The 14,967-nt window shown below is 65.8% G+C and carries 9 protein-coding genes and 5 tRNA genes; 8 read left to right on the forward strand and 6 right to left on the reverse strand.

Annotation, left to right across the window (positions count from 1 at the left end; genetic code table 11):
* The first annotated feature begins 21 nt into the window (after nt 1–21).
* The 5 genes from AC3FKH_RS19810 (at nt 22) to AC3FKH_RS19830 (ending at nt 834) form a co-directional block, all read left to right on the forward strand.
* Nucleotides 22–97, forward strand: a tRNA-Glu gene (locus AC3FKH_RS19810).
* A 67-nt stretch (nt 98–164) separates the two neighbouring features.
* Nucleotides 165–241 (forward strand) — tRNA-Asp (locus AC3FKH_RS19815).
* Nucleotides 242–431: 190 nt separating this feature from the next.
* A tRNA-Ala gene (locus AC3FKH_RS19820) sits at nt 432–507 on the forward strand.
* 107 nt (nt 508–614) lie between these two features.
* A tRNA-Glu gene (locus AC3FKH_RS19825) sits at nt 615–690 on the forward strand.
* 67 nt (nt 691–757) lie between these two features.
* Nucleotides 758–834: transfer RNA gene (locus AC3FKH_RS19830), tRNA-Asp, on the forward strand.
* A 116-nt stretch (nt 835–950) separates the two neighbouring features.
* Here the strand turns inward: AC3FKH_RS19830 and AC3FKH_RS19835 are convergent.
* From AC3FKH_RS19835 to trxA, 6 genes are all read right to left on the reverse strand, one after another.
* A complete protein-coding gene (locus tag AC3FKH_RS19835) occupies nt 951–2,303 on the reverse strand; it encodes an MATE family efflux transporter (RefSeq protein WP_488677525.1) in 1,353 nt (450 codons plus the stop codon).
* A gap of 91 nt (nt 2,304–2,394) precedes the next feature.
* A complete protein-coding gene (locus AC3FKH_RS19840) occupies nt 2,395–4,176 on the reverse strand; it encodes an ArnT family glycosyltransferase (protein WP_488677526.1) in 1,782 nt (593 codons plus the stop codon).
* 183 nt (nt 4,177–4,359) lie between these two features.
* Complete coding sequence (locus tag AC3FKH_RS19845) at nt 4,360–4,620, reverse strand: type B 50S ribosomal protein L31 (RefSeq protein ID WP_483708505.1); 261 nt, start codon at nt 4,618–4,620, stop codon at nt 4,360–4,362.
* Nucleotides 4,621–4,793: 173 nt separating this feature from the next.
* Nucleotides 4,794–5,651: a M90 family metallopeptidase gene (locus AC3FKH_RS19850; RefSeq protein ID WP_483708504.1), complete on the reverse strand. Its 858-nt coding sequence runs from the start codon at nt 5,649–5,651 to the stop codon at nt 4,794–4,796.
* Between the two features lie 103 nt (nt 5,652–5,754).
* Nucleotides 5,755–7,017 carry a transcription termination factor Rho gene (gene rho, locus AC3FKH_RS19855; protein ID WP_483708503.1) on the reverse strand — a complete coding sequence of 421 codons (1,263 nt, stop codon included), beginning with the start codon at nt 7,015–7,017 and terminating at the stop codon, nt 5,755–5,757.
* A 184-nt stretch (nt 7,018–7,201) separates the two neighbouring features.
* On the reverse strand, nt 7,202–7,528 hold the full coding sequence (gene trxA / locus AC3FKH_RS19860) for a thioredoxin TrxA (protein WP_029046118.1): 327 nt from the start codon (nt 7,526–7,528) through the stop codon (nt 7,202–7,204).
* Between the two features lie 424 nt (nt 7,529–7,952).
* Between trxA and AC3FKH_RS19865 the strand changes: the two genes are divergently transcribed.
* The 3 genes from AC3FKH_RS19865 to AC3FKH_RS19875 all read left to right on the forward strand — a co-directional run bounded on the left by AC3FKH_RS19865 (nt 7,953) and on the right by AC3FKH_RS19875 (nt 14,860).
* Nucleotides 7,953–8,228: a hypothetical protein gene (locus AC3FKH_RS19865; RefSeq protein ID WP_483708502.1), complete on the forward strand. Its 276-nt coding sequence runs from the start codon at nt 7,953–7,955 to the stop codon at nt 8,226–8,228.
* Between the two features lie 162 nt (nt 8,229–8,390).
* Nucleotides 8,391–11,270 carry a PD-(D/E)XK nuclease family protein gene (locus AC3FKH_RS19870; RefSeq protein ID WP_488677527.1) on the forward strand — a complete coding sequence of 960 codons (2,880 nt, stop codon included), beginning with the start codon at nt 8,391–8,393 and terminating at the stop codon, nt 11,268–11,270.
* Nucleotides 11,267–14,860 carry a UvrD-helicase domain-containing protein gene (locus AC3FKH_RS19875; RefSeq protein ID WP_488677528.1) on the forward strand — a complete coding sequence of 1,198 codons (3,594 nt, stop codon included), beginning with the start codon at nt 11,267–11,269 and terminating at the stop codon, nt 14,858–14,860. Before AC3FKH_RS19870 ends, AC3FKH_RS19875 begins: the two co-directional genes overlap by 4 nt.
* The last annotated feature ends 107 nt before the right edge of the window (nt 14,861–14,967 follow it).

Genomic DNA, 14,967 nt, shown 5'->3' on the forward strand with positions numbered 1-14,967 from the left:
CGTGTTGAAAGACAAGTTTCTGTCCCCTTCGTCTAGAGGCCTAGGACATCACCCTTTCACGGTGAGTACAGGGGTTCGAATCCCCTAGGGGACGCCATAATATCAGGCGTAATCATATGTCTGGATTGCCACATCGAGCGAAGCTCGATGTGGCGATGGAATATGGAGTGGTAGTTCAGTTGGTTAGAATACCGGCCTGTCACGCCGGGGGTCGCGGGTTCGAGTCCCGTCCACTCCGCCAAAACTAAACCCACATGGTTAATGCCATGTGGGTTTTTTCTTATAAGTGAGAGGATTATCTGATAATCACCGCGGCGGTAAATAAGTGTTGCGGTTTATATCAAGGCAGTATAGAATCCTTTTATTCGCTGATGCATTTTCGTTAATGCTGAAACGGTGAATAGGCAGTGCCGTAGTAAATGCTGTAATAAGGGGCTATAGCTCAGCTGGGAGAGCGCTTGCATGGCATGCAAGAGGTCAGCGGTTCGATCCCGCTTAGCTCCACCAGAATTCAGGATGCATCGCAGTAAAAAGATGCTTCCAAAGCGAAGAAAAGTTTGTTAGAATAACGGACTGCTCAACGCGAGACGGAGCGTGTTGAAAGACAAGTTTCTGTCCCCTTCGTCTAGAGGCCTAGGACATCACCCTTTCACGGTGAGTACAGGGGTTCGAATCCCCTAGGGGACGCCATAATATCAGGCGTAATCATATGTCTGGATTGCCACATCGAGCGAAGCTCGATGTGGCGATGGAATATGGAGTGGTAGTTCAGTTGGTTAGAATACCGGCCTGTCACGCCGGGGGTCGCGGGTTCGAGTCCCGTCCACTCCGCCAAAACTAAACCCACATGGTTAATGCCATGTGGGTTTTTTCTTTTGTACTCCGCATGTCAAGCCAATGGTGCTGCGTCGCACCGTCCGTTCCGTTTGGAGCCGGCCAGGCGCGCGCAATCAATGCCGTTGCGCAGCACTGATGCGCATGAAGTAGCGCACCAGCAGGCAGCCCGCGATGGCCAGGCTCAAGCTGTTGGCGATCCAGAAGCCTGAGGCACCGCGCGTGAAGGCCGGCAGTGTCTCGATCAGGCCGAAACCCAGCACGTAGCCCCCGCCAATGCCAATGCCCCATAGCGAACCGGCGTAGATCAGCGTCGGGATCAGCGCGATCTTGTAGGCGCGCAGGATAAAGGCGGTCATGACCTGCACGGCATCGAAGGCCTGGTAAAAGGCGATGAACAATACCAGCGGTAGCGCGGCGGCCACCACGGCAGCATCCTTGGTATAGGCATGCAGCACGGGCTCCCTGAGCAGCCAGAGCAGGCAACCTGTTATCAAGGCGAGGGAGGCGGCCAGGCAGATGCCGCGCCATGCGAGCCGGCTGGCGCCCGCCATGTCGCGCGCGCCGATCGACTGTGCCACCAGCGTCGACGTGGCGATGGCCAGCGACAGCGGCAGCATGTAGGCCACGGCTCCAAGATTGGCGATGATCTGGTGCCCGGCAAGGGTGATCGTTCCCATGCGCGTGATGAAGATCGACATCAGCGTGAAGGACGTGATCTCGATCAGGTACGTGAGCCCCATGGGCACGCCCAGGCGCAGCAATGCCTTCAACTGCGCCGTCGCCGGCCAGCTCCAGGCGGAGAAGATATTCAGCGGTCGATAGACGGCGCTATGGCGAAGGATCAGCACGCCCGCAACGCACCAGCCCCAGCTGATCAGCGTCGACGCCAGCGCGCAACCCGGCCCGCCCAGGGCGGGCATGCCAAAGCCGCCGTTGATGAACCAAGCGTTCAGGGGCACCTTCAGGCCCAGGCCGACGATTTGCAGCACCGTCACCATGACCGGGCGCGATAGCGCGTTATTGAGCGCGGAGTAGATGCGGAAACCCAGTGCCGCGGGCAGGCCCAATGCGCCGATATGCAGGTACTGGCTGGCCTTGTCGACGAGTTCTGGCGGGGCCTTGGCAAAGATAAGCAGCGGCTCAGGGAACGTCAGCAGCAGCACGCCAGGAACGGACAGGGCCAGGCCGAGCCATGCGGCTTGCCTGACTTCGCTGCCGATCTGATCGCCTCGGCCTGCACCGTAAAGCTGGCCCGCGATCGGCGCGAGGGCCTGCAGGACACCCATCAGGCTGATATAGATCGTCACGTAGATCGAACCGCCAAGGCCGACCGCGGCAAGGTCATTCGCCGACGCACGGCCGGCCATGATGGTATCCATGACGCCGAATGCGATCACGGCGAGCTGGCCGACCAGTACTGGGGCTGCAAGATGGGCGATACGACGCAGATCGTGAAGCAGGTTCATGCCGGTTCCGCACAGGCGTGCTCACACGCCCGAGAGTCAGCCGGCAGCGGCGGCGCGGCCGCCAGCCATGCCGTCGGCAGGAGGGTTGGGATTACTGGGGCAGGCGGTGCCGTGGCAGTTCCGGCCGCGCGTGTGTGGTGCGCGAGGTATCGACCAGGCGATACATGCGGAAACGCTCGTCCCGGTCGGCGGGCCGGCGGCCTTCCCAGATCAGCCGCCATTCGAAATGGGAGATCTTGCTCGGTTCGCCATAATCGGCGCTGTCGTGCCGCAGCAGGATGTCGCAGCCGTCTTCGGGGCCGCCGAAGCGGAAATGGCCAAAGTAGGCGAATGACGCAAGCTGGGCATTGCCCATGCGGATCGGCTGCACGCACTGGTATGTGGACGGCAGCGCCATGGCGGCAGCCTCGACCACGTCGCGGTAGGTTTTGCCGTAGTTGATCGACGGCAGCCACAGCGTCATGGCCATGACCCACATCAGCGTGGTGCCGGCGGCGGAAATCACCACCGGGCGCCAGATCTGCTTGGGCGCCCGCGACAGCCGCCAGCGTACCACCAGCACCCAGGCCACCGTCACCAGCAAGGCAAAGATGACCGAGGAAAGCTTGAAGTGATGCTGGTAGCCGGGCAACTGCCGGAACACGTTGCCCGCGATGCGCGGTGGCCAGCCCGTGGTCTTGGCGAGCCACAGGAACCACACCGTGCCACCGAAAATGGTGAAGAACAGCAGGGCGAACCAGTCGATCGCGTTGATCACGCCGCGCGCCAGCGTGGGCAGCGCAAACGCACCGAGGATCGCCATCGGCGGCAGCAGCAGGATGAACTGGACATCGCTGGCATTGGTCTGCAGGAACAGCAGCACCAGTGTCGGTAGCAGCAGCGCCAGCGGCAGCGCCACATGCGGGGCGCGGCGCATGCCGGCCCACGCCACCCAGGCCCAGGCCGCGATCGGCCAGACCGGCCACGCGTACAGGAACAGGTTGCGCATATTGAAGCCGAACGACTGCATGTTCGGCGCGCCGTAGCTGCGCCGGTCATAGCGGGCCCATTCGCGGATGAAGGTCACCGCCTCGTGCCGCTCCGCCGCGCTGAAGTAAGCGGCGGCCAGCCAGGCGGCGACAATCAGCAACGCCAGCGGCACGCCGATGGCCGCCAGGCGTCGACCGGGCATCGGGGCGCAGACGGCGGCGCAGATCGTGGCGGCAACCAGCAGGGCCAGCGGCAGGATCGGCCCGCTGGCCAGGGTTAGTGCGCCCAGGCCGAGTCCGAACACCAGGCTGCCCTGCACGGGCTTGTCGAGACTGCGCACCAGCCCGTACAGGATCATGGCGATCAGCGCGACCTGGCCGACCTGGGCGGTGGTTTCATGTCCCCGGACCGCCAGCCCCACGCAGGCGAGGAACACGAGCAGGGCGCCGTCGGCCAGCGTGCGGCCATAGTCGCGCGCGCTGGGCTGGCCGCCGAAGGCGTAGGCAAACGGCTGCACTTCGTCCCGGCGGCCGAGCAGGTAGGTGGTGTACCAGATGAAAGCGCAGGTGCCGAAGAAGCACAGTGCCGTGCCCAGGCGCGACGCATCCGGGGCGCCGAGCCAGCCGCCGAACAGGCGGATCATGGCCGCGCCGATCCAGAAGACCAGTGGCCCGTCCTCGGTGAACGGACGTCCCGCGATGTTGGGCATCAGCCAGTCATGCGCGCCGCCCGTGGCCAGTTGCCACATCACGCCGAAACCGGCCGCATCCTCGTTCTTCCACGGATCGCGGTGGAACAGGCCGGTCAGCCCATAGATGATGCAGATCGCCAGCAGCAGGGCGCGCGGCAACGCGCCCGTTGCGGCGGCGGTCAACTGAACGGGGGAAGTCTTGGCTTCACGCATCGGCGGATCGGGTCAGCAGCGCGGTACCGGCCGGGCTGCCGCAAGCGAGTGGCGGCGCCCAGGGCCGGAACGGTAAGGAGGGCACAAATGCAAAGAGGCAGCCGCTGCTGCCTCTTTGCGGGTCTGCGTGGCGCCGGAACATCGGTCCGCTGGCGCCGCGCAAACGGGTGTTCGCAGGAGCGATTACTTCGCAGCCTTGCCCAGCTTGCTGCCGAACTTCTGGCGGAACTTCTCGACGCGGCCGGCGGTGTCCATGATCTTCTGGGTGCCGGTGTAGAACGGGTGCGATTCCGACGAGACTTCGATCTTGGCCAGCGGGTATTCCTTGCCGTCCCTCACGATCGTGTCGCGCGTCTGGATGGTCGAGCGCGTGATGAAGCTGAAGTCGCTCGACATGTCCTGGAACACGACTTCGCGGTAATTCGGGTGGATGCCTTCTTTCATGGTGATTCCTTTCTGGTTGGGTAGCCAGTCCGTTGCGCGCTGCCGGCCCATTGCCGCGGCGCGAGACGAACCACTTGCCGATTACGGGCAAACCGGGATTATGGCAGAAAAACAATGGCTTGGGGAAGCGCAACGGCAATTCCGTCGGACCGGCGAGCCGCGGATTTGACAGCTTACGCCGATGTGCCGGCCGGGTCCTGCCGGAAGAAAGTTGCCAGGCATTGATACACCACTGGCCAGTGACGTTTCAGGCCTGTCGGCTCGACAAAAAATGCCTCGGCCGTCACGGCGAAGAATTCGCTTGGTGCTTCGCAACCGTACGGGTCGATCAGGCGCAAGGCCGGCGGCAGCCGTTCAGGGTGTTCCCAGGCTGTCGCAGGATGCTGGTCCCAGGTTTCGGCGAAACGGTCGTACTCGCTCAGGAAGGTCTCCGCCCAGGCTTCGGCATCGACGCCGGGGTGCAATACCCGGGAGAAGGGGGGAACGCCGTCGGGTTCGCCGTCGAGCATGTCCAGCTTATGGGCAAATTCATGGACCACGACGTTGTAGGTGTCGGCCGGAACATCGTGCTCGGTATCGAGGCCGCCGCCCGGCATCTCGACATCGGGCCAGGACAGGATGACCGGGCCGTGTTCCCACGCTTCACCGCTGGCCTCCTCGACGACGCCATGCACCAGCCCGATTTCGTCCTGCACCGTGCGCCGGATGACGAACTCGCCCGGATACAGCACGATGCCGTGCCAGCCTCGATACCACTCGATCCCGAGCCGCAGGATGGGCACGCAGGCCTGCACCGCGACGCTGACCACCATTTCGTCGGTCAGCGGCAGCTCATGCGCGGTGGAGTATTCCTTTTCGGCGATGAAGAGCGTGGCCAGTTCGCGCAGCGCGCGCCGGTCGTCCTCGGCGTAGCGCCGCACGAACGGCAGCGCCGATACGGTGCGTTCCCACAGCGCATCGGGAATGGCGTAGTGCTCGAGCTTGCGGGCTTTCGAGCGGGTACGCAGGAATTGGGTCAGTTTGCCGAGCATGGTGCGGTGAGGGCTAAAAGCCGGGGCCAGCCCTGGCAATGCGACAAAACAAAAAGGCGTGCCACGGCACGCCTTTTTCTGTTCGGACGAAGATGCCGGAGGCTTAGCCGCCTCTGCGCATCATATCGAAAAACTCCACGTTGTTCTTCGTCGCCTTCATCTTGTCCATGATGAATTCCATGGCCTGCACTTCGTCCATGTCGGAGATGAACTTGCGCAGGATCCAGATCTTCTGGAGGATATCCGGCTTGATCAGCAGTTCTTCGCGGCGCGTACCGGACTTGTTCAGGTTGATCGACGGATAGACGCGTTTTTCCGCCAGGCGGCGTTCCAGGTGCACTTCCATGTTGCCGGTGCCCTTGAACTCTTCGTAGATCACGTCGTCCATGCGGCTGCCGGTTTCGATCAGCGCGGTGGCGATGATGGTCAGCGAACCACCTTCTTCCAGGTTACGCGCGGCACCGAAGAAGCGCTTCGGGCGTTGCAGCGCATTGGCGTCGACACCACCGGTCAGCACCTTGCCCGAGGCCGGCACCACCGTGTTGTAGGCGCGCGCCAGGCGGGTGATCGAGTCCAGCAGGATGACCACGTCGCGCTTCAGTTCGACCAGGCGCTTGGCCTTCTCGATCACCATTTCGGCGACCTGCACGTGGCGGATGGCCGGTTCGTCGAAGGTCGACGCCACCACTTCGCCGCGCACCGAGCGCTGCATTTCGGTCACTTCTTCCGGGCGCTCGTCGATCAGCAGCACGAACAGGTCCGCTTCCGGATGATTGTTGGCGATCGCGTGTGCAATGTGCTGCAGCATCACGGTCTTGCCGGACTTCGGCGATGCCACCAGCAGCGCGCGCTGGCCGCGGCCGATCGGCGCAATCATGTCGATGATGCGGCCGGTGATGTTCTCTTCGGCCTTGATGTCGCGTTCGAGCTGGAGCGGCCGGTTCGGATGCAGCGGCGTCAGGTTCTCGAACATGATGCGGTTCTTCACCGCCTCGGGCGCTTGCCCGTTGACCTTGTCGACCTTTACCAGGGCAAAGTAGCGCTCGCCGTCCTTGGGCGTGCGCACTTCGCCTTCGATCGAATCACCGGTATGCAGGTTGAAGCGGCGGATCTGCGACGGGCTGATGTAGATGTCATCCGTGCTGGCCAGGTACGAGGTTTCCGGCGAGCGCAGGAAACCGAAACCGTCCGGCAGAACTTCCAGGGTGCCGTCTCCGTAGATGGTTTCGCCCATCTTGGCGCGCTTCTTCAGGATCGCAAACATCAGTTCCTGTTTGCGCATCCGCTGTGCGTTGTCGATCTCGAGCGTTGCCGCCATTTCGAGAAGCGCAGACACGTGAAGCGATTTGAGTTCTGTCAGGTGCATAGACAAGGGGTACAGAAGCCCGGACGGGCGAGACCTAGAGGGAAGGGGGAAAGAAATGAGCGAACGCTCGGGGAAGTTGTTGGTGGCATCTTAGCACAATCCGACCGGCGCGCCAGGGGGTGGCGCACGCACATCGGATTGTGGGAAACCCGGAGCCCATGCCAGGGCTCCGGCATGCAAGCGCTTACAGGTTGCCGTCGAGGAACGCCGTGAGTTGCGACTTGGACAGTGCGCCGACCTTCTGGGCCGCGACCGCACCATTCTTGAACAGGATCAGCGTCGGGATGCCGCGGATGCCGAACTTGGCCGGCACTTGCTGGTTCTCATCGACGTTGATCTTGGCGACCTGCAGCTTGTCGCCGTAGTCCTTGGCCACTTCGTCCAGGATCGGGGCGATCATCTTGCAGGGGCCGCACCATTCCGCCCAGAAGTCGAGCAGGACCGGCTTGTCGGACTGGAGGACGTCGGCGTCGAACGAGGCGTCGCTCACATACTTGATTTGTTCACTCATGGCGGAAAACCTCTGGTTTCGCTCAGTTTATGTCAATGGCTGGGAATGGCCGAACTGCTACCTTACACGAGAATCCCAGGATTCGCCTGACGGTACATTCGGGGATTCTCCGCGGCGGCGGCTGTTGCGCGCCGGTTTCGTCGATATGTTACCAGTTTGCGGATTTTCAAGACGGCACCCAAAAGAGCCCATTGGCAGTCCGGATAATCGACGGCGGTGCATATATTCTGCCTTGGATTTGCGCGGCGCATGAATGGTTGTTTCAATGGCGCCGAGAGATTTCCGCAATCGAGGATGTGGGCTATGCCGCACGTCGTCTGTGGCTCTGATTTGCCCGGCACGTGTGCCGGATGCGGCCGCCGGACGCGTAGAATAGAAGGACAGCACTTCCTGCGCGCCATGCGCCATTGACAAGGCCATCGACATGACTCCTGATTCCCGCAAGCCCACGCAGCCGGACGCCGAGCCGGCGTCTCCGGATGTGGAACACCTGAGCGACGCGCTGGACCACATCAGCAGCGCGGTCGAGACTGAAAGCATTGCCAGCGGCGCGGCCAAGGGGCTGGTATACAGCATCATCGAAACCCTGGGCACGCTGGTCGGCGACCCGGACCTGCCCGAGCACGCGCGCTCGGGCTATGAAGGCCTGCTCGAAACCGCGCGCGAGATCCGGGCGCGGCTGGAGGGCGGTTCGGACTGAATCCGGTGCGGGGCAGCCCGCGCGATTTGCAGATCGCCCCGCGCGCTGACATTTCAGTGCGCGGGAAGCGGCCTTCGTTGTTCCCGCAATAGCCGTCGTTTCCTTCCCCTTGTTTTCACCCTTTGCCTCACGCAGTCCGCGTGACCCGCGGCACGCGCGCCCATGACACCACTCCGCTTTCGTCCCGGCCCGGATTTCCTCGACCAGGCGGCTGCGGCTGCCTGGCATTTTCTTGACCACTGCGGTGTGCCGGAAGCCGCCGCGCATGTGGTCGTGCCGACCGCAGCGCAGATTCCAGGCGTGCGCATGGCGCTCGATGCCGTGGCGCGCGCGGCCGGCCGGCCGCGGTTGCTGCCGCGCGTCGTGACGCTTGGCCACTGGCTGCTAGACCTGCCGCCCGATGGCACGCCGGTGCGCAGCCCCGCTGCGCGCCTGCTGGCCGTGCAGCAGGCGGTGCGCGCGCAGGACTGGCTGAGGCGCTCGTTCGGCGCGCAAACGGAATCCGCGGCGTGGGGCCTGGCGCAGACCCTCTTGTCGATCTGCGACGAACTCAATACGCGCTGGCTCGAAGATGTCGCCGTGAGCGATGGCGAAGCCATGGACGGCACGGATCGCGCATCGCTGCTGCAGGGCGCGCTGGAACGGACCTATGCGCATCTGACCGAGCGGATGCTCGGCGAGGAGGCGCGCATCGTGCTGGCGTTCTGGCAGGCGCTGTCGGGTCCCGACGATCCCATGCCATCGCGCCGGCGCACGTTGCGGCAGCTTGCCCGGCAACTCGGCGGGCCGGTCGTGTGGATCGCCCCGACGCCGCCGACGCCGATCGAGTCCGCGTTCCTGAACGATGCCGCCGAGCTGGTGCCGGTGCTCGCGGTTGGCTACGACTGGTCCGGGGCCACCGAAGCCGAACACAAGGATGAAGCCGCCGGTTGGTTTGAGACGCTGGTTGCCCTGTGGCCCGAGGCACGTATCGCCACTGACGACGATGCGCCGCCATTCACGCAGGCCCTGCCCGTGTTGCCGGAAGCGCGGCCATCGATCCGCGTCATCGGCGCGGCGCGCTTCGAAGATGAAGCGGCCGCCGCGGCCGATCAGCTCGTGCAATGGCTCAACGCAGGCCGGCGCAACATTGCGTTGGTCGCGCATGATCGCGTCGTGGCAAGGCGCGTGCGGGCGTTGCTGGCCCGCGCGGGCGCACCCGTGCGCGATGAAACAGGCTGGAAGCTCTCCACCACGCGCGCGGCCGCGGCGCTGATGCGCTGGTTCGACCTGCTGGTGCGCGATGGCGACACTGCCGCGCTGCTCGATTTGCTGAAGAGCCCCTTCTGCCTGCCCGAATTTCCGGATCGCGGCGCCGCTATCGCATTGATCGAGCGTCAGGTCCGGCGCGACGGTATCAGCGGCGGATGGGACCGGCTGCGCCACCTGTCCGGCGCGCTGCCATCCGTGTCGGCAGACGCCGACGATGCGGAAGTCCAGCGTGCGGAAGCTGTGCGCCGCAGCGCGGGTGACCTGCTCCTCGTGCTCGCCGATGAGGCGGCTCGTTGGCCGCGCGGCATTGCGCAGCATCCGTTGTCGATGTGGCTCGGTTGCCTGGAGGGTACGCTCGACGCGCTCGGCATGCGGGCCGCGCTCGCCGCGGAGGAGGCTGGCCGCCAGCTGCTTGACGCGCTGGCGCGGCTGCAAGAGCTGCCGTCCGACGAAACCAGTGCGCACGCCACGCTGTCCCAGGCGGAATTCCGGTCGATGCTGTCTGCGTTGCTGGAGTCGGTGGCGTACAAGGAGCCATCGGCCAGCGGCGCGGCGCGGATCACGATCCTGCCGCTGAACGGCGCGCGCATGCGGCGCTTCGACGGGGTCGTGGTGGTGGGCTGCGACGACGCGCAGCTGCCGTCCAGCGCCGCGGAGCTGATGTTCTTCTCCAACCAGATGCGCCGCGAGCTGGAACTGGAAGACCGCGAGGCGCGTTTTGCGCAGCAGGCCCGCGACCTCGCGGAAGTCCTGCTCAACAATGACGATGTGGTCCTGACCTGGCAGCGCCTGGGCGGGCGCGGCGAGCCCAAGCATGTGTCCGGCTGGATCGAGCGCCTGTCCGCATGCTGCGCGCGTGCGGGCGTGACGATTGAAGCGGCGATGGCGCCGCTCATCCACCAGACGTTCGCCGATACGCGCGGCATGCCCGCGCCGGCGGCACCGGAGTTGGTGCCTGCCCGCTGGAGCGCGCAGGCCTACAACATGCTGCGTCGCTGTCCCTACCAGTTTTTCGCCGGCCGCATGCTGGGGCTGGCCGGGCTCGAGATCGTCAGCGACGACCTGGAAAAGCGCGATATCGGCGACCTGTTGCACCGCGTGCTGTTGCGCTACCACCGCGAACTGCTGGCGCGCCGCGAGCGCGGCGAGGCGGTGCCGGAAGCGGCGCGGCTCGAGCGGTTGCGCGAAATCTCGGACGACGTCTTCGGCGCGCTGATGGCCGAGGACGGCAACGCGATCGGCTACTACCGACGCTGGTGCGAAGTGCTGCCTTCCTATGTGTCCTGGCAGACCGCGCGCGAAGCGCAGGGATGGTTCTGGCGCGGCGGCGAGGTCGACGCCGGCGTGGACCTGCCCATGCCGGACGGCCAGCCGATCCGGCTGAACGGCCGCATCGACCGGCTCGACCAGGGACCCGATGGCACGCATGCCGTGCTCGACTACAAGACGCAGAGCGCCACGCGCCTCAAGCGCAAGACCAGCGAGGTCGAGGAGGATTGCCAGTTGCCGTTCTATGGCCTGCTGCGTGCCGATGCGGTCGGCGGAAGCTGGGTGGCGCTGGAGGGCGCGCGCGAAGGCGCCGCCGCGCCGCAGCGCGAAGTCGAGCTGCCGGATTTCGACGCCGCCGTGGCGTGGCTGGAGCGGCAGATGCGCGACGACGTCATGCGCCTGCGCCAGGGCGCGCGGTTGCCGGCGTTCGGCGACGCGTCGGCCTGTACGTATTGCAGTGCCCGCGGCCTGTGCCGCAAGGGCTTCTGGGAATCCACCGCCGTGCCGGTGCTGACATCATGACAGTCCACGCCTACCTGCGCGACGGCCAGCCCGTCAGCGAGCCCGATTTCACCCGCGCGGCCTGCGATCCCGCCAGTTCCGTGGTGGTGGAAGCCTGCGCCGGCAGCGGCAAGACCTGGCTGCTGGTGGCGCGCCTGGTGCGCCTGCTGCTGGCGGGTGCCGCGCCACACGAAGTGCTTGCCATCACGTTCACGCGCAAGGCGGCCGAGGAAATGCGCGAGCGCCTGCTGGAAGTGCTCGCGCAGATGGCGCGCGACAGCGACGAGGCGGTGGTCGAGGCGCTGGTCATGCGCGGCATGACGACGCAGGCCGCGCATGAAGCGCTGCCGCGTGCCCGGCGCCTGCATGCGCAGGTACTGGCGGCGCCCGGACGCATGGCCATCGACACCTTTCACGGCTGGTTCGGCACGCTGCTCCGGGGCGCACCGCTTGCGTCCGGGGTCGTGCCGGGCGCGTCCCTGCGCGAGGACTCGCTGCGCATGAAGCGCGAAGCATGGGCCCCGGTCTGGCGCTCGCTCGCGGCGCCGCGCTATGCCGAGCTGCGGCAGGCGTACGAGACGCTGGTGGATGCAGTCGGCGAGTTCCAGGCGCGCGGCCTGCTCGACGCCATGTTCCATGCACGCAGCGAGTGGTGGGCCATGCGCGAAGGCGGCGACCCCGCCCAGGCGCTGGCCGATTGCCTTGGCGAAGATGCGCAGGGCGACGTCCTGGTGCCGGTGCTCAGTGACGAAGCATGGCTCGAAATGTGCCAGTCGCTGGCGTCGCGGCTGGGTGCCGGCGGCAAGACCGAACAAGCGCATGCGGGCCGCATCCAGGACGCACTGATTGCCATCGGCACCTGGCGCGAGGACGGAGCGGCCGCCGGCAAGCCGGCCGAGCACGCGTTCGGCCTGTTGCGCACGGCCTTCTTCACTGCTGCGGGCAGTCCGCGTTCGCTGCGCCGGACCAGCGCGCTGGTCAAGTCGGCCGGCGGGGAATCGCAGGCCGATGCGCTGGTGGCGCAGCACGGCGAGTTGTGCGCGATGCTCGACGAGATCAGCGCGCGCCGCTGCGAGGCCGCGGTGCTTGCCGTCAACCTGGCGCTCTATCGTCTCGGCGACGCACTGCTGGAACGCTACCAGCAGTACAAGAGCGAGCAGCGCGCGATGGATTTCGCCGACCTGGAGTGGCAGGCCGCCTGCCTGATGGCCGAGGAGGAGACCGCCACCTATCTGCAGGTGCGTCTCGACGCTCGCTACCGCCACCTGCTGCTCGACGAATTCCAGGATACCAACCCGCTGCAATGGCGCATCCTGCAGGGATGGCTGGCCGGCTATGCGGGCCTGGGCGAGCGCCCGACGGTGTTCCTGGTCGGCGATCCCAAACAGTCGATCTACCGCTTCCGCCGCGCCGACGCGCGCCTGTTCGGTGCCGCCAGCGCGATGCTTCAGGCGGAATTCGGGGCCACGGTGCTGCGCACCAACCGCACCCGCCGCAACCGCGCCGAAGTGCTGGCGTGGGTCAACGCCGTGTTCGATGCCGCGCGAGGCGAGGGCCGCTATCCGCTCTACGAGACGCAGACCACCGCGTTGCCGGAAGGCGGCGGCCCGGTCTGGCTGCTGCCGCTGGTGGAGCCTGAGGACGGCGGATCGGCCGCTGCGGCCCCGGAAAATGGCACGCCTTCGGATGTGCAAACCGAAGCCGGCCATCGCGATACGCTGCTGCAGCCGCGGCTGCACGAGGGCGATTCGCTGCGCCTGGAAGAGGGGCGGCGCGTCGCGGCATGGTTGCGCCATATCCACGACACGGTCCCGGTTCATGAGGGTAGCGGGCAGCGGCCGGCGCGCTGGAGCGATATGCACCTGCTGGTGCGGCGCAAGACCCATCTGGCGGACTACGAGCGCGCCCTGCGCGAGGCCGGCATCCCGTGCCTGAGCCCGCGCCGTGGCGGCCTGCTGGCCACGCTGGAGGCGCTGGACCTGTCTGCGTTGCTGGCGTTCCTGATGACGCCGGAGTCGGACCTGGACCTGGCCCACGTGCTCAAGAGCCCGCTGGTCGGTGCCACCGACGATGACCTGATAGCGCTGTCGCAACAGGAAGGCGAGGGCGGCTGGTGGGCGCGCATCGAGGCAGGCGGCGTGCCGCAGTTCTGCTCCGATGCCGTCCGCGAAGGCGTGGCACGGCTGCGGCACTGGTTGCGGCTCGCGCCGCACCAGCCCGTGCATGACCTGATCGACCAGATTTTCCACGGCGGCGAAGTGCGGCGGCGTTACGCCGAAGCGGCGCCGCCGGATATCCGCGAACAGGTGCTGGCCAACCTCGATGCGTTCCTGAAGCTGTCGCTCGACCTGGATGGCGGCCGCTATCCCAGTCTGCCGAAGTTCATCGACGAGCTGCAGGAAATCCGGCGCGGCGACGAGCAGGAAAGCCCTGACGAGGGCGGCATGGCGAACGACGCCGAACCCGCCGACGAGGACCTGACGCAGGCGGGCCTGGATGCCGTGCATATCCTGACTGTCCACGCCGCCAAGGGGCTGGAGGCGCCGTTCGTCGTGCTGCTCGATGCGAATCACAGCGACCCGGCGCCCGATCGTGGCGGGATCCTGATCGACTGGTCGCCGGAGTCGCGCGTGCCGCGGCATTTCTCGGCCTACGGCAAGCGCAGCGAGCGCGGGCTGGCCCGCGCGCCGCTGTTCGAGGCCGAAGCCGCGCTGGGCGAGCGCGAAAACTGGAACCTGCTGTACGTCGCGATGACGCGCGCGCAGCAGGGCTTGCTGGTCAGCGGCGTCAGGGGGCGGGCGAGCCGCAACGCCGAAGTCGAAGCGGGCAGCGAGATCGCGGGCAGCTGGTATGTGCGCCTGCAGGCGGCCGGCGTGGCCGAAGCCGTGGCGGAGCGTCCGCCCACGCTGGCGGATAACCTGCCCACGGCATCGCGCCTGAGCGAGCCTGTGCGTTTCACGGATTTCCGGCTGCGCTATCGCGATGCGGCGGACGCGGTGGCCTTTGATGATGATTCGGATGGCATGGGCGAGCCACTGCTTGAAACTTCGGCTGATGCATCCGAAGGCATCGTCTTCAATGCCGCCGCGGCCCGCCATGGCGAACTGATCCACGCACTGCTGGAGCGGATCACGCGCTATCCCGAAGCGTTCGATGCCGTGCCGGACGTGCCGACCGTGCTGCGCTGGTTCCCGCTGGCGGGAGCCGGCTCGCCAGGCGCGCGGCAGGCATGGCAGGGGCAGGTGGAAGAGGCCGTCGGCGCGGTGCAGGCAATGCTCGCGGCTCCGGCGCTGTCGCGGCTGCTGCAGCCGTTTGATGCGATGTCCGCGCGCAATGAGGTCGAACTCTATGATGCAAGGGGCAGGCTGCTGCGTATCGACCGCCTGGTCGAATTCGAAGACAGGGTCGTCATCATCGACTACAAGCTGCGTCTGTTGCCGCAGGAACATGCCGCCTATCGTGCCCAGCTTATGCGCTACGTGGCTGCAGTGGCGCCAATGTTCGCCGGCAAGCCGGTGGAGGCTGGCGTGGCCACGTCGAATGGCGAGTGGATTCCGGTCGAAGCGCTGTCCGCGCCGGCTATGGAACCGGTGCAAGGCTCCTTGTTCTGAATGCTTGAAGGACCGCGTCCTGCTGTCTCGCCCGAATCGGCGCAGAATGCAGGAGGCGGCGCCCGGCATCCCGCTGTACTAAAGTGACGGAATGCGCGGTGTGGCCG

The sequence above is a fragment of the Cupriavidus sp. 21MJTG02-4 genome, from assembly GCF_057798975.1.